The organism is Sphingomonas radicis, from assembly GCF_051400635.1.
Taxonomy (GTDB): Bacteria; Pseudomonadota; Alphaproteobacteria; order Sphingomonadales; family Sphingomonadaceae; genus Sphingomonas.
The window spans coordinates 344,779-366,572 of record NZ_JBLFFG010000001.1 but is presented as its reverse complement, the minus strand read 5'-3'; the positions used below and the strand labels follow the sequence as shown (position 1 = coordinate 366,572).

General features: G+C 58.9%; 21 protein-coding genes and 1 pseudogene. 12 read left to right on the top strand and 10 right to left on the bottom strand.

What is annotated here, in order from left to right:
• Positions 1 to 74 precede the first annotated feature (74 nt).
• Together ACMGDH_RS01610 and ACMGDH_RS01605 are read right to left on the bottom strand one after the other, a co-directional pair.
• Entirely contained in the window at positions 75 to 1,310 is a 1,236-nt protein-coding gene (locus ACMGDH_RS01610; RefSeq protein ID WP_436826171.1) for a glycosyltransferase, read from the bottom strand.
• Positions 1,307 to 2,572 (bottom strand): lipopolysaccharide biosynthesis protein, encoded by a 1,266-nt coding sequence (locus tag ACMGDH_RS01605; RefSeq protein WP_436826170.1) that lies wholly within the window; start codon positions 2,570 to 2,572, stop codon positions 1,307 to 1,309. Before ACMGDH_RS01605 ends, ACMGDH_RS01610 begins: the two co-directional genes overlap by 4 nt.
• A 212-nt stretch (positions 2,573 to 2,784) precedes the next feature.
• Between ACMGDH_RS01605 and ACMGDH_RS01600 the strand changes: the two genes are divergently transcribed.
• The 7 genes from ACMGDH_RS01600 to ACMGDH_RS01570 all read left to right on the top strand — a co-directional run bounded on the left by ACMGDH_RS01600 (position 2,785) and on the right by ACMGDH_RS01570 (position 11,130).
• Positions 2,785 to 3,669, top strand: a complete 885-nt coding sequence (locus tag ACMGDH_RS01600) for a class I SAM-dependent methyltransferase (protein ID WP_436826169.1) — start codon at positions 2,785 to 2,787, stop codon at positions 3,667 to 3,669.
• 5 nt (positions 3,670 to 3,674) lie between these two features.
• Positions 3,675 to 5,036, top strand: a complete 1,362-nt coding sequence (locus ACMGDH_RS01595) for an O-antigen ligase family protein (protein ID WP_436826168.1) — start codon at positions 3,675 to 3,677, stop codon at positions 5,034 to 5,036.
• Positions 5,033 to 6,154, top strand: coding sequence for a glycosyltransferase (locus ACMGDH_RS01590; protein WP_436826167.1), 1,122 nt, complete (start codon positions 5,033 to 5,035; stop codon positions 6,152 to 6,154). The genes ACMGDH_RS01595 and ACMGDH_RS01590 overlap by 4 nt, the downstream gene beginning before the upstream one ends.
• Positions 6,151 to 7,188, top strand: a complete 1,038-nt coding sequence (gene gmd / locus ACMGDH_RS01585) for a GDP-mannose 4,6-dehydratase (protein ID WP_436826166.1) — start codon at positions 6,151 to 6,153, stop codon at positions 7,186 to 7,188. The genes ACMGDH_RS01590 and gmd overlap by 4 nt, the downstream gene beginning before the upstream one ends.
• Positions 7,188 to 8,033: a GDP-mannose 4,6-dehydratase gene (locus ACMGDH_RS01580; RefSeq protein ID WP_436826165.1), complete on the top strand. Its 846-nt coding sequence runs from the start codon at positions 7,188 to 7,190 to the stop codon at positions 8,031 to 8,033. Before gmd ends, ACMGDH_RS01580 begins: the two co-directional genes overlap by 1 nt.
• Before the next feature lie 62 nt (positions 8,034 to 8,095).
• Positions 8,096 to 9,907: a hypothetical protein gene (locus ACMGDH_RS01575; RefSeq protein ID WP_436826164.1), complete on the top strand. Its 1,812-nt coding sequence runs from the start codon at positions 8,096 to 8,098 to the stop codon at positions 9,905 to 9,907.
• A gap of 89 nt (positions 9,908 to 9,996) precedes the next feature.
• Positions 9,997 to 11,130, top strand: coding sequence for a glycosyltransferase family 4 protein (locus ACMGDH_RS01570; protein ID WP_436826163.1), 1,134 nt, complete (start codon positions 9,997 to 9,999; stop codon positions 11,128 to 11,130).
• A gap of 21 nt (positions 11,131 to 11,151) precedes the next feature.
• Here the strand turns inward: ACMGDH_RS01570 and ACMGDH_RS01565 are convergent, their stop codons facing one another.
• The 5 genes from ACMGDH_RS01565 to ACMGDH_RS01545 form a co-directional block, all read right to left on the bottom strand.
• Positions 11,152 to 12,534, bottom strand: coding sequence for an exopolysaccharide biosynthesis polyprenyl glycosylphosphotransferase (locus ACMGDH_RS01565; protein WP_436826162.1), 1,383 nt, complete (start codon positions 12,532 to 12,534; stop codon positions 11,152 to 11,154).
• A gap of 483 nt (positions 12,535 to 13,017) precedes the next feature.
• Positions 13,018 to 13,314: a glycosyltransferase family protein gene (locus ACMGDH_RS01560; protein WP_436826161.1), complete on the bottom strand. Its 297-nt coding sequence runs from the start codon at positions 13,312 to 13,314 to the stop codon at positions 13,018 to 13,020.
• Between the two features lie 223 nt (positions 13,315 to 13,537).
• Entirely contained in the window at positions 13,538 to 13,936 is a 399-nt protein-coding gene (locus tag ACMGDH_RS01555) for a DUF1761 domain-containing protein (protein ID WP_436826160.1), read from the bottom strand.
• A gap of 2 nt (positions 13,937 to 13,938) precedes the next feature.
• Positions 13,939 to 14,520 carry an SRPBCC family protein gene (locus ACMGDH_RS01550; RefSeq protein ID WP_436826159.1) on the bottom strand — a complete coding sequence of 194 codons (582 nt, stop codon included), beginning with the start codon at positions 14,518 to 14,520 and terminating at the stop codon, positions 13,939 to 13,941.
• Positions 14,508 to 15,110 (bottom strand): TetR/AcrR family transcriptional regulator, encoded by a 603-nt coding sequence (locus ACMGDH_RS01545; protein WP_436826158.1) that lies wholly within the window; start codon positions 15,108 to 15,110, stop codon positions 14,508 to 14,510. Before ACMGDH_RS01545 ends, ACMGDH_RS01550 begins: the two co-directional genes overlap by 13 nt.
• Before the next feature lie 191 nt (positions 15,111 to 15,301).
• Here ACMGDH_RS01545 and ACMGDH_RS01540 point away from each other — a divergent pair, with 191 nt between their 5' ends.
• Complete coding sequence (locus tag ACMGDH_RS01540; RefSeq protein ID WP_436826157.1) at positions 15,302 to 15,961, top strand: LysR family transcriptional regulator; 660 nt, start codon at positions 15,302 to 15,304, stop codon at positions 15,959 to 15,961.
• A 39-nt stretch (positions 15,962 to 16,000) separates the two neighbouring features.
• Positions 16,001 to 16,974, top strand: a pseudogene (locus tag ACMGDH_RS01535) (TerC family protein).
• Here the strand turns inward: ACMGDH_RS01535 and ACMGDH_RS01530 are convergent.
• Together ACMGDH_RS01530 and ACMGDH_RS01525 are read right to left on the bottom strand one after the other, a co-directional pair.
• Positions 16,926 to 17,138: a helix-turn-helix domain-containing protein gene (locus tag ACMGDH_RS01530; protein ID WP_436826156.1), complete on the bottom strand. Its 213-nt coding sequence runs from the start codon at positions 17,136 to 17,138 to the stop codon at positions 16,926 to 16,928. The pseudogene ACMGDH_RS01535 and the gene ACMGDH_RS01530 sit on opposite strands and share 49 nt — an antisense overlap.
• Positions 17,135 to 17,638, bottom strand: coding sequence for a helix-turn-helix domain-containing protein (locus tag ACMGDH_RS01525; RefSeq protein ID WP_436826155.1), 504 nt, complete (start codon positions 17,636 to 17,638; stop codon positions 17,135 to 17,137). The genes ACMGDH_RS01530 and ACMGDH_RS01525 overlap by 4 nt, the downstream gene beginning before the upstream one ends.
• Positions 17,639 to 17,955: 317 nt before the next feature.
• Here ACMGDH_RS01525 and ACMGDH_RS01520 point away from each other — a divergent pair, with 317 nt between their 5' ends.
• On the top strand, positions 17,956 to 18,969 hold the full coding sequence (locus ACMGDH_RS01520; RefSeq protein ID WP_436826154.1) for an aldo/keto reductase: 1,014 nt from the start codon (positions 17,956 to 17,958) through the stop codon (positions 18,967 to 18,969).
• Positions 18,970 to 19,003: 34 nt separating this feature from the next.
• Entirely contained in the window at positions 19,004 to 19,885 is an 882-nt protein-coding gene (locus ACMGDH_RS01515) for an oxidoreductase (RefSeq protein WP_436826153.1), read from the top strand.
• A gap of 25 nt (positions 19,886 to 19,910) precedes the next feature.
• Here ACMGDH_RS01515 and ACMGDH_RS01510 read toward each other — a convergent pair whose 3' ends face one another.
• Positions 19,911 to 20,879, bottom strand: coding sequence for an alpha/beta hydrolase (locus ACMGDH_RS01510; protein ID WP_436826152.1), 969 nt, complete (start codon positions 20,877 to 20,879; stop codon positions 19,911 to 19,913).
• On the opposite strand from ACMGDH_RS01510, the gene ACMGDH_RS01505 reads away from it, so the two are divergent.
• Complete coding sequence (locus ACMGDH_RS01505; protein ID WP_436826151.1) at positions 20,857 to 21,789, top strand: helix-turn-helix transcriptional regulator; 933 nt, start codon at positions 20,857 to 20,859, stop codon at positions 21,787 to 21,789. The two genes, ACMGDH_RS01510 and ACMGDH_RS01505, sit on opposite strands and share 23 nt — an antisense overlap.
• Positions 21,790 to 21,794 lie beyond the last annotated feature (5 nt).

Genomic DNA, 21,794 nt, shown 5'->3' with positions numbered 1-21,794 from the left:
AGTCGCCCTTCCGGGCGGCGCGTGCGGACAGATCCTTGAAGTCCTCAAGGGATAACCGCCGGAGCTACCGCAAATTACAGTTCCTGAGCCTGGGCGCGCTGGCCGGCAACGGTTGCCAAAAAACCGATTGTCTTGCGTCCGATGACATCTATGTCGAACAATGTGCGATCATCCTGGGTTTGTGCACGCAACTGAGTCAACGCAGCGCGATTGGTCACCAATGGCGTCAGTCGCTCGACCCAATCGCTGATGTCGTGCCGTCGTAGCAGGATACCGTTACGGCCGTCCTCTATCAGTTCTGGCAGGCCGCCGCGATCTGTTGCGGCTACCGGAAGTCCGGCGCCCAGTGCCTGAATCACCACCCCTGGCGAATTCTCCTGCCAAAGTGAAGGGACGCACAGTAAGTCGGAAGTCGCCATTTCGTCCGCCAGATCGGTTTGCGACACGAAACCCAACAGTCGAAGCCAAGGTGCATTGTGATAGCGAGCGCGCAGCTCCTGCTCCAGCGGCCCCTTTCCTGCAACGGTGAGACGCACCGCATGAACCGATGACAATCGCTCTACAGCGGCGACAAGTACATCAACACCCTTGGATTTATCCAGTTTTCCGACATAGAGCAATCGAACGAATTCGCCGGAAACGTGCGGCAGCTGCGAAACGGGATAGGCCTTCGTGTTCAAGATACGGGCATTGGGATACCGTTTCAAACCGACGAATTGATCAAGGGTGTCGAGAATGGCTTGAGAAGGGGCTATAAAGGCAACTTGCGTATGTGCTGCGAGCTTCTCGATCAGCTTCGTTTTATAAGCTCCCGAGACTTTGCATGCGAAGCATTGACCTACGCACTGTCGCCCGTTGCGGAACATCGACATGCGAATGCATGCTAATCCAAGATCGTGAAGCACATAGACTACAGGAACGCCACAGCGCGCCAAATGAGCGAGGGTGCGATAGCCGAACCCTTGGAGGTAGTGAATCACGATCACGTCGGGAGCGAATGCGGACACCTGCGCGGCCACATCACGCCCAGCACCATCGGCCACGTGGTCCTGGAAGTGCCAAATCGGCTTCTGCCATGTGGCCGCCCTGTCGAACGCATTAACGGGATAGATGTGGGGCGTCGCCAGCATGGTTACCGAAACGCCTTCGCTCTCACTCACCGCGCCCACTTCGCCCGGCTTAGCGGCAGCCATCAGAACACGAACTTCGTGCCCCTGCATCCCCGCCCATTGGGCGAAGCTACAGGCGCAATCCTCAGCGCCGCCAAAGGCGTAAGGCGGGTAAAGGGCAGATAGGACCAGAATCTTCATGCGATTGTGCCGCTTTGCGTCTCAGTGAGCAGTTTGGGTTTTATATTCTTCTCCCAATTCGCGCCCCGAGCTAAAGCTAAAATAATCATGATTGTTGCCATTCCGACAGCTGCGCCCTGTATATGAAAGAAGGGAGTCAGAATAAAGATCGCCATAATTACCAAAACAAACGAGACGATATTGAGCGCTATAAAACGTTTATCCTGCTCCATAATGTAATCTATGATACCAAAATAGTCATTCGTGGCCTTTCCCATCATCCCCACGAGTAGAATTGGCATAATGCTCAACTCTCTCGCTAGCTCTGCTCGCTCCAACTCGTTGACAAGAACGAGCGTCGCTAATTCAGTCATGACGAACGTGATGAAAGCAAAGCCGGCCAGCTTCGCCAGACAACGATCAGCCATACGAACGAATGGCGCATAGGCATGTTCAGTGAATGCACGGCGTAACCGAGGCATATAAGGCTGGGTCGTCGCCGACTGGACGATCAGGAAGGCGGCGTTCGCGATCGAGAAATAGAAATAATATATGCCCGCCGCCGCGACTCCGATGACGGATGAAATAATGAACCGATCTGCATTTTGGCTTATAGCCAAGGCAAAGTCGCTGATCCAGATAGGCATCGCGCGAGGTAAGGTAGAGCGTAACCATCCAATGTTGAACTCGGAAGTCCATAACGACGAGGTTAAAACGGCCCGTCTTAGGACTATAACAGTGATCAGGAGATAAATTACGAGTCCAAATAGCCAGGTGCCGATCAAGGCATTTATATCTCGATACGCCGGGAACAGGTAGGCACACGTCATGAATATGGGTATCCAGAACGCGGAACGCATAAACAGAAGAAAGTTGGCCATAGGCGCGCGATGTCGCGCGATTAGAAGCAGGTGCAAATCGAAGCCGACCATTTCAAGCACGATTACCAACGCGCACATCCACGGGCGGACTGGGATGTCGATTTGTCCCAACTCGACCAAAAGCGCCAAACCCGCACAAGAGGCTGCGCCGCACGCAACAGTGACGATCAAGCGGTCGCGGGCCAGGAGCACGGCAGGTTGTGAGGCCATGCTCACGATCTCGCGATTGACGAAGTAGCTCAGGCCCAGCCCGGCGGCCCCCGGAAGCAATCCGCTCAGGCCGACCAACAACGAAAAAATGCCGAGATCTTCGAGGGACAGGTATTTGGCCATGAACAAGGCCAGGAACATGCGCATCGACAGGCCGGCCAACCGCAGGCCTCCGGCGAGGATTTCGTGCAAACGTCCGCCCCTTCGCTTTCTGGGGCACCCGCAGCCGCAGCTGCCACCCTTCGATCCATCTAGCGGGATAGGATCGAGGCGACAACATGGAAACCCCGCCAATGCCAGTTTCTCGAAGGATATAGCGGCAGTGTCACTGCCCCATGGTTAGGGTTGCGCAACGGGGAAGCCCCGGGTATCGCTCGCTCCTCGTATCGTCGGATGAAGTGAGGATGGAGACCTTGGTTTCGCAAGTAGATGTTGGCGCGCCCATCCCCTCCGATGATATTAGCCGCGCTTACAGAGAAAAGTTTTCAATTGACGTTTCGCGGTTCTTTCCCGAATCATCCGTGAATCTGGACCGTGTTTCTCCACATGGTTACTATAAGTTTCGCCCGGTAATTTCAGGGGATAGTAAATTCTACGCTGATCTCATGAATAGAATTGGTTACGACGACGGCTATAAGCCGGAATTCGTTGCCGCCGGAGCTCATGTGGGAAGCAATGACCGAGTGCTCGATATCGGCTGCGGTCCGGGGCGATTCAGTGGCTTCTGCCAAGGTTCCTACAAGGGAATCGAGCTCAATCCCGATGCCGTCTCTGAAGCGCAGCGACATGGTCGCAACGTAGCCTTGGAGCGGTTGGAGGATCAGCCTCTAGAAGCCTACGATGTTGTCACTATGTTCCAGGTTCTGGAGCATGTGTCTGATCCGGAAGCTTTTCTAACGGAAGCGGTGAAGCGCGTCGCCCCTGGTGGGAAGCTGATCGTCTCTACGCCTGACATGGCAGGCTATATGGCTTCCAGCCCCAATCACGTCCTTAACTACCCGCCGCATCATTTGAGCTGGTGGACCGGGGAATCCATCGCCGCCTTGATGGCTTCGAATGGTATTTCTGTTGAAACGACATGGAACGAAAAACTTCAGCCGCTTCACGTCACTGACTGGATCGAAAGCAAATTATCTCCGCGCCGGGCGCGCCACTTCGATTTTTCCATGAAGGCAAAAGCCGCACGAGCAGCCGCTAAACTTACCAGCTTCGTGCTTAGTCCAATAGTACGTAATATGTCGCGCGTAACCGGACAGTGCGTGATGGTAGTCGGAAGCCGGAGCGCTTAACTTCCATGGCTACACTGGCCAAAACCGCGACCCCCTCCGGTACACGACCACCTTCTTACCTGGCGGTCGTCATTGTCGTGCTCGCGGGCTTCACCGATATCAAGATCGGTGATATTCAAACCGTTGAGATAGTGGTAATCGGGGCGCTCGGGCTTCTGCTGTTCAATACTCGGGCACGCCTGCGCGTGCATGGCCCGGCCGTCGTGATCGATATGCTTCCGCATGCATTGATGTTACTGGGATTTGCGCTGGTTATATCGCTGTTTTCGATGCGTCTCGATTTCTACCCGATTCCCGACACCGGACCGCTTAAGCAGCCACCTTTAGCGACATTTGCACGTTTGTTTGAGATCGCGATTTCGATCAGCGCAATGTTTATTGTTGCCTTGGCGATCAGCACTAGCGCTTCCATGCTGAAGAAAGTCTTCGCAGCTTATGTCTGGGCGGCCTATATAGGAGCCGCCTGGGGTATCGTCTCCATGATTGGGTGGCTGTTTGGTGCGGAATTATCTGGCGCTACCCCTGCCAACATCCCCCGAGTTCGGGGGTTTTTCGGGGAGGGTGGGCCGTTTGGCCTATACCTTGTAGGCGCGTTGTTAATTAACATCTTTCGCTACAAGTTTCTTGGTTATATAAATCAGAGATCGTTCTGGATCGGATCGTCGATCTTATTTTTGGCGCTCTTAGGGGCGCAATCCAAATCTGCAGCTTTCTTGGTATTATTCCTAGCCGGGGCCTATATGGTTGTGACCCGTCGGACATCGACGATCATATTCCTGTTGCCGATCGCTATACCATTTCTTTTGACCAGCGACATCGTGCAAGGCGTCAACGGATATCTGGAAAGCCGTGAGAAATTTGCCGTTCTCGCTTTCACCAACCCTGAAGACTATAATCTAGTTATGGGCCGGGTGATGGCGTCCATTCTCTTGCCCCGCATTATCGAAGCGCACCCGTTTTTAGGCATCGGTGTTGGCAACTACAGTCTGGTACGGAATGACCCGTCATTGCTGCGCGGTCTGCCTCAAGTGGACTTATGGGATCTACAGGGTTTGGGACTTCTCGGCTACGCAGCCGAGCTGGGCATTCCTTTGACGCTATACGTCATGTATGTCTATTTGATCCCCTTCCGACGAGCGCTCAGTACCCGGCCATGGATCGCGACGCTTTGCATCTACCCGCTCGGGGCAGCGTTATTTGGGGTGCAGCTCTCCTTTGCCTATCCCTGGGTGGTGATGGGCATGGGCCTGGGAGCGATCGCGATTCACAATTCGGCAGAACCTCGGCCGGCCAAGGCCAATGTTGCTGATGACGAGGGTCGAGGACGTTCTCGTGTCTCACTGCGCTCGAATGGGCTGCGTAGATGACGAAGGTCCTGATCGATGCCAGAATAGGTTGGTCATCCGGTATCGGTCGTTACACGACTAATGCCGTACCGCGCGTCGCGCGGGCGATGTCCAATGTGCATTTCGATCTGCTAGTCACGCCCGGGGACGCCGAACGCGCCCGTAATTTGATGGACTCGACGCCGAACCTGCACGTCCGCGAAATCGATTTGCAACCTTTCTCCATGGCAGAACAGTGGCAGATACCTCGCCTGGCTCGCGACTATGATTGGGCGTGGTTCGTGAACTACTGGGTTCCGCTTGGTCTCCGTACGCCGTTTATTGCAGTGGTCCACGACATGCTGCATCTTGAGCCAACTCTGTTTCCGGCTTCGCGTTTGAAGCGCGCATTGTCTCGGCTGACCTTCCGCCACTTGAAGCGCTGCGCGACTGGAATTTCGTTCGACAGTCGCTTTACCAAGCGCGAATTCGAACGGCTAGTCGGCAAGCCGCGCCACGCAATGGTCTGCGGCATCGGCATCGATCATGATGGTTGGCGTCCCTTTGATCCGGCTGAACCCCCTACGAAGGAACCCAGGTTGTTGCTGGTCGCAGCAGCCAAGGCACATAAAAATTTCCGCATAGCAATCGACGCCTTTGTCCGCGCGGAACTGCCGGAGAGCTGGAGGCTGACGATCGTCACTCCGGACGCTAAGCTGCGATCCTCCATCGATGTGGGCGCGCTCATTGACCGAGAAGCGCGAATCGAGATATTGAGCGGTCTCAGCAATAAGGCTTTGCGCGATCTTTACGGTCGTGCCGCCGTTGTTTTGATGCCCTCTCGCTATGAGGGATTCGGACTTCCCCTTCTGGAAGGCTTGCAGAGCGGAGCGCAGCTGATCTCTTCCACTGCAGCCTCGCTAGTGGAAGTGGGACAAGGGGCTCAGCTTACCTACGTCGACCCAAGCGACTTGGAAGGTTGGACGAAAGCCATCGAAACCGAATGCCGCCGCTTCGACGAAGGTGTAATTGATACTCGAACCCGCTCAGACAATATGCGGCACGCGCTTTCCTACGACTGGGATGGCGTGGCGCAAGACACGTTGCAGCTGATCCGGACGGCAGCGCAGTTGAATAAGAGGAACGATTATCAATCATGAGCAATACGGCTATCGTCACCGGGATCAGTGGCCAGGATGGCGCCTATCTGGCGGAAAATTTGCTCTCGCGCGGGTACACGGTATTCGGAACCTATCGCCGCACGAGTTCGGTTAACTTCTGGCGCATAGACGAATTGGGAATTAGTGATCATCCCAGGCTGCGGCTCGTCGAATACGATCTCACGGATATGGGCTCGGCAATTCGGCTGATCGAACGCTCCGAGGCGACTGAAATTTACAACCTGGCTGCGCAAAGCTTTGTCGGTGTCTCGTTCGATCAGCCAATTGCGACCGGTGCAATCACTGGGCTGGGTGCTGCGTATCTGCTCGAGGCGATTCGCACGGTGAACAAGGACATCCGCTTTTACCAAGCCTCAACATCGGAGATGTTCGGAAAGGTGCAGGCGATCCCTCAGGTTGAGGACACGCCCTTCTATCCCCGCAGCCCGTATGGCGTTGCCAAGCTCTACGCCCATTGGCTGACGGTAAACTACCGCGAGAGCTTCGGGATCTTCGGCGCTAGCGGCATATTGTTCAATCATGAATCGCCGCTCCGTGGTCGCGAGTTCGTTACGCGCAAGATCACCGATGCCGTCGCAAAAATCGCGCTCGGCAAGTCGGAGGTGCTCGAGTTGGGCAATCTCGACGCTCAGCGTGATTGGGGTTATGCGAAGGACTATGTCGAGGGCATGAGGCTGATGCTCCAGCATGACACACCGGACACCTTCGTTCTCGCCACCAATCGCACGGAAACGGTGCGGCGCTTTGTCGAGCTTGCCTTCGGGCAGGTCGGAATCGAACTGGACTGGTCCGGCAAGGACGAGGCGGAGATTGGTCGTCACCGTGGGAATGGCCAGACGGTGGTGCGCGTCAATCCGGCCTTCTATCGCCCTGCGGAGGTCGACCTGCTGATTGGTGACGCCGGCAAGGCCAAAGCCGAGCTCGGCTGGGAACCGCAAGTGCAATTGGAAGAGTTGGCGATGCTGATGATTGAAGCCGATATGCGGCGAAACAAAGCTGGCTGGTCGTTCTAATGCGGGTGGCGCTGACCGGAGCGAACGGGTTCACCGGTCGTGAGGTTGGCCGGCAGCTGGATGCCCTGGGCATCCGGTGGGTCTCGATCGAAGCGGACCTTGGCGACAGCAGCGCAATATCGGCCGCCGTCGCAGAGACGCCGTTTGATTGCCTGATTCATCTCGCCGCCTGCGCATTCGCGGGAGCGCAGCAGTGGCGCCCCTTCTACGAAATCAACCTCATCGGCACTTTGTCATTGCTCGAGGCTGTCGCGCGCCATCGGCCTGGTATACGGTGCATTCTAGCCAGCAGCGCGCAGGTATACGGGCCGCAGGCGAGCGGTAGGGTCGACGAGCATCACCCGACACGACCCGTAACCTCTTACGGTGTCAGTAAGCTCGCGATGGAGTTGGGGTCGGCGCCGTGGCGCAACGATTTGGACATCATAGCAACACGACCGTTCAATTACACTGGCGTGGGGCAATCGGAAAAATATCTGATCCCAAAGATCATTCGGCATTTCCGTGATCGTGCAGCGGTAATTGAACTAGGGAACACCCATGTCGCACGAGACTTTGGTGATGTACGGTCCGTGGCGACGGCCTATTGCGGCCTAGTTACGTCAAATGAAATTGCTCCAGTGATCAATTTATGCACTGGCGAGGCGCATACAATTACGCAAATCCTCGATCTATTACGCGATATGACAGGACATTCGATCGAAGTCCGAGTTAATCCGGCATTCGTGCGCTCGGACGATATCCCCCTGCTAGTTGGTGACAATCACCTGCTTCGGTCGTTGTTGCCAGAATGGCGGCCGAAGGCACTATCCGAAACGATCGAATGGATGTTAGCATCCGGGTGATGCGATCTTTTATAAAATAGAATGCCACTATCCAGATTAAGACGTGAATAGGCGATTAGGATGTGAATAGGCGCGATTCGCTGGTTGCAACATTGTTGGCTGCGTTGCCTTTGGCCGGTGACACGCCTCGCATTCCATTTCGATCGCTCGTCTTCGTCACGACGCTTGCGGCTGCACGCAAACAAAGCTTCGATCCTAGCGTCGCACTCGTGGTGCTCGCGGGCTATGAGCGTCCTGGCGACAGTGGCGCTGGCCAAGTTATGGTTCGCGACCTGAGCGTCGACAGAATGCGAGCCGCCCGTGATCCCTACGGTGCTTTCGTCGATCAGTCCGGCTCCGGGTTTAGCCGGGCGCCCGAAAGCGCCGCAGGCGTTCTCCGGGAAGGACCCTTACTTGATTGGCTGCTCGCTCGCCTCAACCACCTTGGCTTGAGCCCGCTTTTTGATCTGACACCTGGCGATCGGATGGCGACGCAGGCCTTGCAGACGGCATTCGATGCTACCGCCCGCCAAGAGGGATCCTCGTCGGCGACCACGCATCTTCCCCGAGGTCACTGGCCGGTCCAGGCGGAGCTTGTGCTCGATAGCCGGGACGCCAGCCTAGTCGGGCAGGGCATATCCGTTTCCTATCTTCACACTACTGTTGGACGAGGGCAAACAGGAATAACGCTCCGAAATTTCGGCGGAAACACGAGTGATTTCTGCCTCGACAGCGGTCCTCCAGATACAACGCCAGAGGTCGCGCGGCAGACACAGCGTAACGGGATATTGTTTGATTGGTCGGGTGGCCACGGCACGATTCGCTCCATCGAGGCTCGCTGGTTCAACGGTTTTGGTATGCGCTTCGTAACTGTTTGGGATTCGATCATCGAAAACGTGATCGCCGTCGGTTGCGGCAACGACAGTGTTCACGCGATTGAATTCTCTTCTGAGAGCGACACGACAAACCACACCAATATCAACCGGCTGCAGGCAGAGAACAGCCACGGCCGAGCCATATTGTTCGATGCGAGCTGCATGAACATGTGTGTCGACAATATCCATTGTGAAGGAACAATCGGGCGACGTGGGCAACACGCCATCTCGCTCCTGGGTACCGCTATGAGTTATCGCAATGCACGCATTGCCAACAACGGAGGCAATGTCGAGGTGCTTCTAGGCGGCGGCGGCAACGTTTACGACCGGTTCTCCATCGAGACTGGCGTGATCGTCGACTACTCCACGGGGGCCTTGGGCCGAAGCGAGCGTAGCTTCATCACTCATTGCACCATTGACCAATTTCGAGTTCTCGCCAGCAATCGCGGTAAGTTGGTGGTTTCCGATTGCACTATCGACAGTATTGATATCGCCGATCAAATGCGTAGCGTTTCATTTGTTCGGTGCATCATCGGCTCCGTAAGCATACGAGGCAATCAGAGCGATGTAACTTTCGAGGATTGCGATATTACAGGAAAATGGACTTCCGAGGGCAATCCTGTTGTTCGAGTTCGGAACAGTAGACTTGCGACGGGCCCCGCTGGAGCCAACGTATATCTATCGAATTGTACGATATACGGCGACTATACTACAGCATTCAACCAACAAATTCATAGCCATGACTGCAATTTTGACGGAGACCTAATCCTCAACGACGACGGTGCGCGCTTCTGGCTCTCGGGCGGTTTTCGTGTTCTAGGTAACCTGCGCCACGCGAAAGGGGAGGCATTCGGAGCCTGCTCGGTTGAGGGAACGGTTGCAGGCTCGGTCGATCCCCACTGGTACGGAACAAGTGGGAGTTGGCCGCCTGGGACGCTGCGCGCGCGGCCTGATGCTGGTCCGAGAGATAGCCTTTTTACACGTTTCGACGGGCAAAATTGGAGCGCCTTTCCTCGTTGATGTGAACCGCAACCGGCGATGGACCTGGTTGCGACATCAACCTATGAGAACTCCGTCCTCTTTATGTCAGCAGCGATACGGGAATTTCTGTGAAAGTAGCGATCGTCCATCATTGGTTCACCGCGCGTGCTGGCGGCGAACTATGCGTCGAACAGTTCTTGCATTTATTTCCTCAAGCCGACCTGTTTTCATTAGTAGATTTTATGCCGGAGGAAGACCGGTCGCTGCTCGGAGGGAGGCCAGTAAAAACAAGCTTCATACAACGAATGCCTTTCGCAAAAAGGCATTATCGATCGTATTTGGCATTAATGCCCTTGGCAATTGAGCAGTTCGACCTTTCATCATATGATTTAGTTATTAGTACTTCGGCATCTATCGCACATGGGGTCATAACCGGGCCAGACCAACTGCATATCGCCTATATATTCAGCCCAAGCCGCTACATATGGGACATGCAGCATGCATATTTGCGTGAGAGTGGGTTGTTGCGTGGGCCGAAGAGCTGGATTGCCCGCCTCGTACTGCACTATGCAAGGCTTTGGGACGTGCGCACTGCTAATGGCGTAGACCATTTCATTGGTATCTCGCATTTCATTAAACGGCGCATCCGCAAAGTCTATCGACGTGAGGCGACGGTGATTTATCCGCCGGTCGCGCTCGATCGCTTCACGATTTCGGATAGCCCGCGGCAGGACTATTATGTGACGGCATCGCGGATGGTGCCCTACAAGCATATGCCGCTGATTGTTAGCGCCTTCGCCGAGATGCCCGATCGCAGACTAGTTGTGATCGGGGACGGTCCCGATATGGAAAAGGTCCGGCGTTACGCTACGCCAAACGTTACGGTTATGGGGCGGCAGCCCGACGAAGTGTTAGTCGACGCGTTGCAGCATGCTAAAGCGTTTGTGTTCGCCGCGGAGGAGGACTTCGGCATTGCCCCGCTCGAGGCCCAAGCGTGCGGGACGCCAGTCATTGCCTACGGCAAAGGTGCTGCGCTCGAAACCATCTCTGACGGGCGACGCGCCCCGCAAACCGGCATCTTCTTCCAGGAGCAAACCGCAGAAGCCATTCGCGCGGCGGTCGCGGAGCTGGACGAGGTGATTAACGAGATCTCACCGGAGCAATGCCGCGCCAATGCGGAGCGCTTTTCAGTGGAGCGCTTCCGACGCGAGGTGTCGGCCTACATCGAAGGCGCCCTGGCAGCGCATCACCAAGAAGATTGAGATGCTGCCGCTGTAGCGCAGTTAGAACGCGTTCCGGTGTATCAGCACACTGAAGGTCTTCAATACGAGCGCCAGGTCCCTCCAGATCGACCAAGAGTCAAGGTACGCAAGGTCCGCCTGAAGGCGGTTCAAAAGATCATCCCCCGTCTCTGTATTCCCCCGGAAGCCATTGACCTGTGCAAGGCCAGTAAGGCCAGGCTTTACCGCATGGCGGCTCCAATATTGGGAGGATACCTCCCAGTAAAGAGCATCTCCCGCCAAGGCTCCGGTGGCATGCGGCCTAGGGCCAACTATGCTCATATCTCCGCGAATGACATTGAATAGTTGCGGTAGCTCATCGAGGCTGGTTTGACGAATAAATTTTCCTACGCGTGTAACGCGGGAATCGTTCCGTGCGGTCAGTTTTATAGCGCTATAATCAGATCTATCGGAATACATGCTACGGAACTTATACATAGAAAACATGCGATTCCCCTTGCCGACTCTCTTCTGAACGAAAAGGATGGGCCCGGGAGATTCAATTCGTATCGCAAGAGCGATTGCAATTAGCATTGGCGTGAGAAAAACCACTAGCGGGATCGCAAATGCGAGATCGAACGCACGCTTCATCGCGCGATCCACCGTATTGAGCGGTCCGGTGGCAACCAGCGCCGTAGCAATGCCATGGTAGCGGCGCGTGCTGATAGCGCCGATTGCGTCGAGCTCGGGTGCGAGCACTTCGACGTTCACACCCGCTCCCTTTAATGCAAGGGCCCACGCAGCACGCCGATCGGGCTCGCATGAGACGATGACGCGATCGGCCTCATGAATCATCTTTCCTAGTCGATCGAGCATGACCGGGTCATTGATGTCGGGCACGATTCCCATTGCACGCAAGTCGATCTGGACGGAAGCGCAGCCGGCCGGCGCTGGAAGACCGTCTATCAGAACTACTTCGCTTTCCAATGTTCCATCCAAAGCGGAAAGCGCATGCCTGGAAAAAAAGTATCGTCCGAGAACGAGTAGCGTAGCGCTAGTCAAGCCGCCCGCCAGCGCAAGACCGCGAGATAGTTCATCCGATTCTTTTGCTACGAATGTGACGCTGATTACAAGTAATATGCCAAACGCCATCGACGCACATGCCCGCCTCGCGCTGCGCGTGGCGCTAATATATACACTTGGACGATATCCGCCCTGTTGTATCGCGATCACACAGTATGCGATGAGAACCAACGGAAGAAATGTGATAAGCCTCTCATGTTTGACGTGGCCTAAATACAGCCACGACATTAGAATCATTCCAAACGATATCATTAATATATCGAACAATAGTAATATAGCAGCGAGTTTCGCTCGAATGCCGTGCTTAGACGCTTGCAGCCGAAGTGAGCTTTGGTTGGTGATTAGCACGGAATTTCCAGTCATGATCAAAATATAATAGATGGCAGCAGTATGTTATAACGATAGCTATCACGCTTAATTACGTCGGAGTATCGCAAACTCTCGTCCCAGTTTCTCGAACGCTTCTTTAATCCGAGACTGTAAGCCACTCTCTTGCTCCTGCGCCAGCTTTTGCGCCGCGAGCGATAACTCAGGCGAAAGTCCGGTGATGTGCTTGAGGCTCTTGCGGCTCGCAGGACGACAGGGCTCCCGCCGCGCCCCAACGCTCCCGAAGGGGCGGCCTTGGTACCGCCGCGGGCGCTCGTGGCGCCTCCAGGGCAGGCGTGCCGATGCCGGTGGTTGGCGAAACTTTCTTTGCGATTCACGCAGCAGCCTTTGCTTGGAGCGGGGCGTCGATTTTTAGCTCTCAATACATCCGCTTGTATAGATCGCGCACATCTTCAACTGGCCGTCAAAGCCTCTCTTCCGCACGGCACGCCCCTTAGCGTTGTCGTGCCGACGGGCGCTTTAGCAGGCTATGGGATAAATGCATTGGAATGGACGAGAGAGGGGGCGTTCTATGACCATCGATGCGTGGACGTTCGGCGCACCCAGATACACGTCCGCCCCGAACAGGAAGATGCCACCGTTCCACACATGAACGCTGACGGCGAGCATCGCCTCGGCCGTCTCGGGCCGCGGCCTCTCCACGACTGCGCTACCTGACGCACCCCCGGTCTGCGGCGCTTCCCCGATCGCATAGAAGGCGCCGACGTCCGCGATGGCATGGCCCGATGGCATCACCGGGATCGGATCGGCGCCCATGCTAGGTTATGGCGCCCCATGCAGGGCAAACATACGAATATGTGTGCCGATTGTTCTGCCATAGAGACGCCGGAGCCGCTGTGCTCCGCCTCTCGCTTTCTTCCATAGCCGCCGGCGCTATTGCTAGGCGAAGAATGGCCGTCTTCGGATCGCTCGCTTGAGCAGCGAAGGAAAGCGAACGGCAGATGAGCCGTCTCGTGAAAATGGTAGTGTGTCTCTGGCGCTATTGCAGCGCGCCTATGATCGCCCCGAAGGCGGTGAACTGGACCGTGTGGTAGCCGCCGTTGATCAGCCAGAGCTTCGCGCTTCGATGCTCAAAGAGATAGTTGATGCCGAACGATGCCGCGACCCAGGCCATTCCCGCAGCGACGCCTGCCGCAGTCGCCTGTCCCACCGTCATCGTATTTCCAATGAAGAGCGCGAACACCGTGGCAGCGACGAGTCCCAGGGCGAAAGTGAGCGCGAAGCGGAGCGGAATGCTCCCCGACCGCAGCGTATCGTCGGAAAGCCCGGTCTCGCGCTGCCAGGCGCGTGCGAAGAGCAGCGGCGAATACCACAGTCCTCCGATCAAGAGCGTCGCGATTCCGCACAACAGCACGGCGATCCAACTTATTTCGAGCATCGTCACTGGTCCTTCGGCTGGGCGCGGCGAGCCGCCCAGTCGATCGGGCCGGCTGCGAAGCGCAGATGAAGCTGCTGGAGAGAGATGCGATTTCCCTCGCGGAAGACGTTGGTGAGTGTGTCGCCTGCCGGCCCTGGCGGATAGCCGGTTCCGGTCAGGCGGACGCGCGTCGCGCTTGTGCCGACCGGCGTTAGATGGAAGCTGCTGGTGACCTGAAGATAGGCGTCTCCATGCGGAAAGCCGGCGGGGGTGCGCGTGGTCCGGAATACGACGCGGTACGGGGCTTCGCGGGTCACCCATTGCTGCTCGATGGTGTTCGCGGCACCGGGTGCCGCGCTCGGATCGTAGCCGGTCTCGAACCGGTCTGACGAGCCTGGCACCTGTCGTGCCAGCGGAACCGCCCAGGTCCGCCAGCCCTCGACGGTGGCTATCGCGCGCCAGACGTCGGTCACCGGCGCTGGCACGGTGATCTCGTGCGCGAGGGTCCGAGTGCCATCGGCTTCCGTCGCGAGGGTCACGTCCACCTCCTGCGCAGCGGCGGGCGCGGCCGCGAGCAGCAGGAGCGAGACGCTCAGGCCGCGCATGCCGTCCGCTCGAGCACGGCGAAATGGGTGCGCAGCTGCGCCACCGAGCGGTCGAAATAGGCGACATCGCGATAGGTGCGCGCCTGCATCACCGCACCTTCCATCACCGTCAGCACGAACTCGGCAAGGGCACGAAGGTCAGTGTCCGCGGGCAAGCGCTCGCGTCCGTCGATGAGGCAACGCTCAATCGCATCCACCCAGCCGGTGAAGTTCTCGGCGAGGAGCCGGCGCACCGACTCATCGGGCTCATGCAGCTCGAGCGCGATGCTGCCGATGGGGCACCCGTAGGTGCAATCCGTTTCAAGGATGAGGCCGCGATAGCGCGCGAGGAGCGCGAACACCCGCTCGATCGGATCGTCGACTCCTGCCCAAGCCGGATCGAGCAGCATCGGGCCAATTCCCTTGCAATACGCGTCGAGCACCGCGAGCAGCACATCCTGCTTGCCTGGGAAGAAATGATACATGCTGCCGCTGTTGAGCTGGGTACGGCTGAGGATATCGGCGATCGAGGTCGAGCCGTATCCCTTGAGCCAGAACAGCTCCATCGCCGCTTCCACGATCTTTTGCCGAGTGAGTCGCTGCGCTTGCATGGCGTGCATTTGATTGAACGATCAACTCAGAGTCAAGAGGCGATCTCACCCTTGATCGTTGGGATCATAGGGGCGATTTTGACGGCCCAAGATGAGGGCGGGAGACGAGCTGTCGGCGGGTTTGCGCGCAACGCGATGAATGACACTCATCCTGGATTGCCAATAGCTTTGAGCGCCGCCACAATCGGAATGTGCAGATCAGCCGTGCCGACCTGGCGGATTTCAGCTACTTCCTCGCGATTGCCAAGCACCGCAGCTTCCGGCGCGCCGGTCTTGAGCTCGGCGTCAGCGCGTCCGCGCTCAGCCATGCGCTGAAGGGGCTCGAAACGCGCCTCGGCGTTCGCCTGATCAACCGGAGCAGCCGAAGCGTCACCCTCACGGCTGCCGGCGAGGAGCTGCGTGCAGCCATCGGTGCGCCGTTCGACGCGATCGGATCCGCGCTCGAAGTGCTCAAACGCTATCGGGAGGAGCCCGCCGGGCGCATTCGGCTGAATGTGATGGAAGATGCTAGCTCGCTTCTGCTCGGGCCGGTTCTCCCGACATTCGTCGATCGCTACCCCGACATCGAAGTAGACGTAGCAGTGTCGAACCACCTGGTGGACGTGATCGGTGAGGGAGCCGACGCCGGGATTCGCTACGGCGGGACCGTGCCCGAGGACATGATCGCCCAGCGCCTGTCGTGTGACTTTCGCTGGGTGGTGGTGGGCGCACCCGCATATCTCGGACGGTTCGGGACACCTGAGCACTCCCGCGATCTGGCAGAGCATCGCTGCCTTCGAATTCGGCTCGGCGATGACGGCATCGATCCGATACTGTGGGGCCGGGCGCTTCCCACACAGTGGGAGGCTTGATCGTTCCGATCGGCGTTATCGATCGAGAGGAGCGATATCGTGGAGTTCCTATTCGCTGATTGGTTCGGCACGCCTGCCTGGTTCTGGCTGACCTTCCTGGGGCTGGTAGTCTGCCTCACTGCATTTGATCTTGGCGTCCTCCACAAGGAGGACAGAGAAATGGGGGTGGCGGAAAGCCTGAAGCTCTCCGCTTTCTATATCGGCATCGCGCTCTTGTTCGGGGCGTGGCTCTGGTACGCGCGAGGACCGGAGCCTGGGATGCAGTATTTCACGGGCTTCTTCATCGAGAAGGCGCTGTCGATCGACAATGTCTTCGTGATCAGCCTCATCTTCTCCTATTTCGCCATCCCGGCCAAATATCAGTACCGCGCCTTGCTCTGGGGTATCCTCGCCGTGATCGTGTTGCGCGGCGTGATGATCGCCGGTGGCGCTGCACTCGTGAATCAAGCCTATTGGGTGCTCTATCTGTTCGCGGCCTTTCTGATTTTCACCGGGGCGAGGATGTTCTTCGCCGGCAATCAGCCGATGGACATGGCGAGCAACTCAGCGGTGCGGTTCATCTCCACCCATATGCCGGTGACGCGCGAGCTCCACGGGCACCGGTTTTTCGTGCGAACCATCAATCCGAAGACAGGGAGGCTCGCGACCGCAGCCTGGCGTTGGTGGTGATCAATCTGGCCGACCTGGTTTTCGCGATCGACAGCGTGCCCGCCATTTTCGCGATCACGACAGACACCTTCATCGTCTACACATCGAACATCATGGCCATCCTGGGCTTGCGTGCGCTCTATTTCGCGCTCGCCGCTATGGTGCACCGTTTCCATTATCTGAAATATGCCCTTGCCGCCGTGCTCATGTTCATCGGCGCCAAGATTTTCGTTGCCGATTTTCTGCTGGACAGAGGCAAGTTCCCGCCCGCGGTGAGCCTGGGCGTCACCTTCGCGCTGATCGCCGCCGGGATCGCCTATTCGCTGTGGAAGACGCGCGGTTTGGCCAGCGCGGCACGGCGATAATCGGAAGGGAGGATTCCGGTTATCCGCACAAAAACGCGGGTAAAGTGTCCAAGGTTGGAGAAGTCGACGCGAAGTGCGGCCTCGGTAACGGATGTTGCCTCGTGCTCCAGCATCTCCGCCGCCCTGGCGATGCGGGTGCGCTGGAGACAGGCAAGCGGCGTCATTCCGCTGGTTTCGCGGAAAGCACGAAAAAGTGACCGGTCGACACGCCCGCCACTCCGGCAACCGCCGAAATTGAGATCGGACCGCCAAGATTGGCGTCAATGTAATCCAGGACGCGGCGCATCTGCAGCTCCGTCAGGCGTCCTACACGGTGATAAGTCGGCAAAACGCCGCTGCGCCGGCTTAGGTAATGCACCAGCGCCGCCGCCATGCTTTCCGCATAAGGGAGGTCGAAACCGCCATCCTGCCGTTGCAGACGCACGCATTCAGTTAGGGCTGCAAGCACAAACGGATGCCGTTCATTGGTGAACGCCTGCGCAGACGGTGCCGGAACGTCGGGCCACAACCGTGCGAACAGGCCGGGCGGAAGCGAGATCGACGCCCAGCGCGAGCGCACGTCCCGGAGCACGAATCGCCGTTCGCAATTGGCTGGGACAAACGAAACCGCCCCCAACGTCTCTGGTCCCTGAAAGCGATGACCGCACTCGGTGCGAACTTCCAACTGACGCGCCCCTCCTGACAAAGTGACGAAGAGCATATCCCGGGATGTGCGGATGATCCCTTCGACAAGAGATGTGGCGTCGCGACTGGCGGTGTCGAACGCGCCTCCCGCAAAAGGCGCACTGACCCAGTCGCTTGCCCGCGGTGTGATCTGGCGAATGTCCGATTCTATATTCGGCCTTCTCTTGTCCCGTACGCCTCCCCGCCCACACGCAAGTTCATCACGATTGGACGAAAACCTATCAGGATGCGACGAGCAACAGCAGCGTTGAAAGAATAGGGAAGCTGCGGTCGATTCATACCTTTGGAGGAAGCCCTATGTTCACGCGCCGCGCCTTTGTCCAAGCCAGCGCTGGCGCGATCGTCGCAGCCGCCCTTCCTGTTACAGCGTTCGGCCAGACTCCTGAGCCGCATCGGCGGACGATCCCGAGGACCGGCGAGGCGATTTCCGCCGTCGGGCTCGGCACCTTCCTGACGTTCGACCTGCTGCCGGGCGCCGATCGCCGTCACCTTGCCCAGGTGATGAAGACCTATGCGGTCGCGGGTAGCAACGTGGTCGATACTTCGCCGCTCTACGGCATGGGTGAGGTCAACGTCGGCGACGTTGCGGCGATGTTCGGAATGAACGACCAGCTGTGGATCGCGAGCAAGGTGTGGGAGACGGGCGAGTATCTCGGCGATGCGAGCCACGCCCGGCAAAGTCTTGACCGATCGATGCAGCGGCTCTGGCGCAGCCGAATCGACGCTGTCCAGTGCCATAGCCTCGTCAATGTTGACACCGTGCTGCCGCGGCTGAAGGAATGGAAGCAGGAGGGGCTGATCCGCCATATTGGCGTCTCACACCACGACGACGCCTATTACGAGCCGCTCGGCCAATGGATCGAGCGCGGCGATCTCGATCTCGTCCAGCTCCATTATTCGATAGCCATGCGGGAGGCGGAGGAGCGGCTGCTGCCGATGGCGGCTGACAAGGGCGTCGGGGTGCTGGTCAACATGCCCTTCGAGAAGGCGCGGCTGTTCGACCTCGTCGGATCGCGGCCGCTGCCCGGTTTCGCGCGCGAGTTCGGGATCGCGAACTGGGCGGACTATTTCCTCAAATGGGTGCTCGGCCATCCGGCAGTGACCTGCGTGTTGTGCGCGACCTCGGTGCCGGCTCATGCGGAAGAGAATGTGGCCGCGCTGCGCGGCGAGATCCCCGATGCGGACATGCGGCGACGCATGGCCCGCTACGTCGAAGGACTGCCGGGCTATGATGGGCTGCTGCGCGCGCCCTGGTATCCCGGCAAGCAGTATCGCGGTGCTATCGCCCGCGCGCAGAACGGCAACAGATGACCATTATCTCCGGCCGGACGATAGGAGAGAAGAAATGGCAGATGAAAACCGCGTCTGGTTCATAACGGGCGCTTCTTCCGGATTCGGGCAGGCCCTGGCCGAAGCGGTGCTGGCGCGCGGGGAGCGAGCGGTCCTCGCCGCACGCCGGGCCGAGCGCCTAGCCTCGCTCGCCGAGCATCACGATGGACGAGCGCTGGCGCTTGCGCTCGACGTCACCGACACTGACGCGCGGAGCAAGGCTGTCGAGCAAGCCATGGCGCGCTTTGGGCGGATCGACGTGCTGGCCAACATCGCCGGCCGCGGATCGCTCGGGGCGGTGGAGGAATTCGCGCCCGAACAGCTGCGCGAGCAGATCGAGCTCAACTTCATCGCAGCGGCCGAGCTCACCCGCGCCGTTCTGCCCCATATGCGCGCGCGGGGCTCCGGCCATATCCTCAACCTCACCAGCATCGGCGGCCTCGTCTCGATCGGCGGGTTCGGAGCCTATTGCGCGGCGAAGTTCGCGCTCGAAGCATGGAGCGAGGCGCTCCACGACGAGGTCGCCCCGCTCGGCATTCGTGTCACGATCGTCGAACCCGGCAGTTTCCGCACCGAGTTCGCGGGCGACATCAACATGCGGCCGCTACAGCAGATCGAGGATTATCGTCCTATCATCCAGCCGGTCGAGGCGTTCCTCGACGGACAGGCCGGTCGCCAGGCCGGCGATCCGGACAAGGCGGCCGCACGTATGATCGAGGTGGTCGAAAGCGAAGCGCCGCCGCTCCGGCTGATGCTCGGCTCCGATGCCTATGAGCTTTGGGACCGCACCGTCGCTGCACGCAACGCGGAGCTGGCCGCCTGGCGCGAACGCGGCGAGGCGACCAGCTTTGCGGACGCGCAGATGACGCGGATCGGCAGCGCGGACGGCCATGGCTGAGGTGCGCAAGCTCCGCCCGAATAGCTCACGATCGGGAGGCGCTGAAATGCGCAGCAATAGCGTCCGCCGCGGCGGCGATCAGTCTGGGATTGTCGTAGAAATCGACATGATTGGCCGAGGTCAGCCAGAGCTCGGACTTGCGCCCGCGGACTTCGGCAAGGTAGCGCCGGGCAAGATGCGGCATCGCCGCCTGATCGGAATGGACGATCAGCACCGGCACCTCGATCGCGGAAGCATAACCGACCGCGTCCCAGGTCAGCACCTCGGCATAGGATTGGACCGCGAAGCCGTTCACATAGTTGGGGTGTGCGGCGCGGCGGCCGTAATAGTCATAGGCTTCGGCAAAGGGCATCGCCACGTCACCGCCGTCCGGCCCCACGGCTGGAATGGTCGCGGAAGTCCCGGTCCTCTCGAACCGTTCGCGCGCCGCCACCCCGCGGGCAATCAGCCGATCCAGATCGGGCATTCGCGCGCGAAGCTCGGCGGCGTCGCTGTACGCGCCCGCCACACCGGCGAAGGCGCGAATGCGATTGTCCTCCGCGACCGCCTTGGCCATGTAGCCGCCTCCGGCGCAAAGCCCCACGCCCATGACGGGCAGCCCTCGGGTCGCCTCATGTGCGAGCAGAGCCGTCACGGCGCTGCGAACATCTTCGACCTTGGCGGCCGGGCTTTCGAGCTGCCGCGGATTGCCGCCGCTCTCGCCGAAATAGCGGTGATCGAACGCAAGCGCCGCGTATTCCCGCTCCGCCAGCGCGCGGGCATAGAGGCCGGTCGCCTGCTCCTTGACCGCCGTCCACGCGCCGCAAAGCACGAGCGCCGCTCTTGGTTGCCCGGCCGGAAGGTAGAGCGTGCCGACAACCGGATCGTCGCCGCTGCGAAAGCGGAACGGAAGGGGCCGATCCGCTTGGCTTGCGCGCGCTATCCCACCCTGCATCAGCATGATGCCGCCGACCGTCGCCAGTTGCAGGAAGGTGCGGCGGCTGGACAGGGGCATACGGAACTCCGGGCGTTGCTCTCCCTTCCTTCTGACGGCGCGCCGCGGCGTGGTATTGGACGTTCTTGCGGAGGCGACACGGATGGACGGTGAACGATCCAAGCTGCGAATACGACGACCGGAGGCTCTGCCGGGCGTCGAGTTGCTCCACGCCGCGCTGGTCGATCCTCCGTCCGTGCGACATCTCCATGCCGATTTCCGGTTCGGCGTCTCGGCAGGCTGCCATTTCAGGACACGCTATCGCGACAGGGATCATGTGGCGGAGCCTCGCCGCATCCAGATTGCCCAACCAGGGGAAGTCAGCGAATGCAGCTTCGCAGCCGGCGATACGCTCCTGCTGCGCATCATCACCATTCCGGCCGACCAGATCGCCCAGTTATGTGGAGAGCTGTCGCGCGGCGCCAGCGGGCTGCCCCACTTCGACGATCATCTGGCGGGGAACGAGGCAGTCGCCGATCGTTTCATCGCTAGCCATGCAGCTTTGATGCATGCGGATTCGGCGCTCGAGAGCAATGCCATCCTCTGTGATCTGCTGGAATTGCTGATCGGCCGCTTCGCTTCTCGACCGGCCAGGCTACCCGGCGCCGAGGCGCCTCGCGCAGTGCGGCTGGCACGCGACTATATCGAGGCGCATCTGGACCGGAACCCCTCTCTGGCCGAATTGGCGGACCTCGTAGGGCTCAGCCCGTTTCACTTGAATCGCAGCTTTCGGCACGAGTTCGGCCTGCCGCCTCATGCATACCAGAACCATCGGCGGATCGAGCGGGCCAAGCTGTTCTTGGCGGCCGGTCATCCCGGCGACGAAGTCGCCCATGATCTCGGCTTCGCCGATCAGAGTCATTTCATCCGCCAGTTCAAGAAACAGCTCGGCCTTACGCCCCAGATCTATCGCGAGAGCGTGCGGTGCTGATCCGG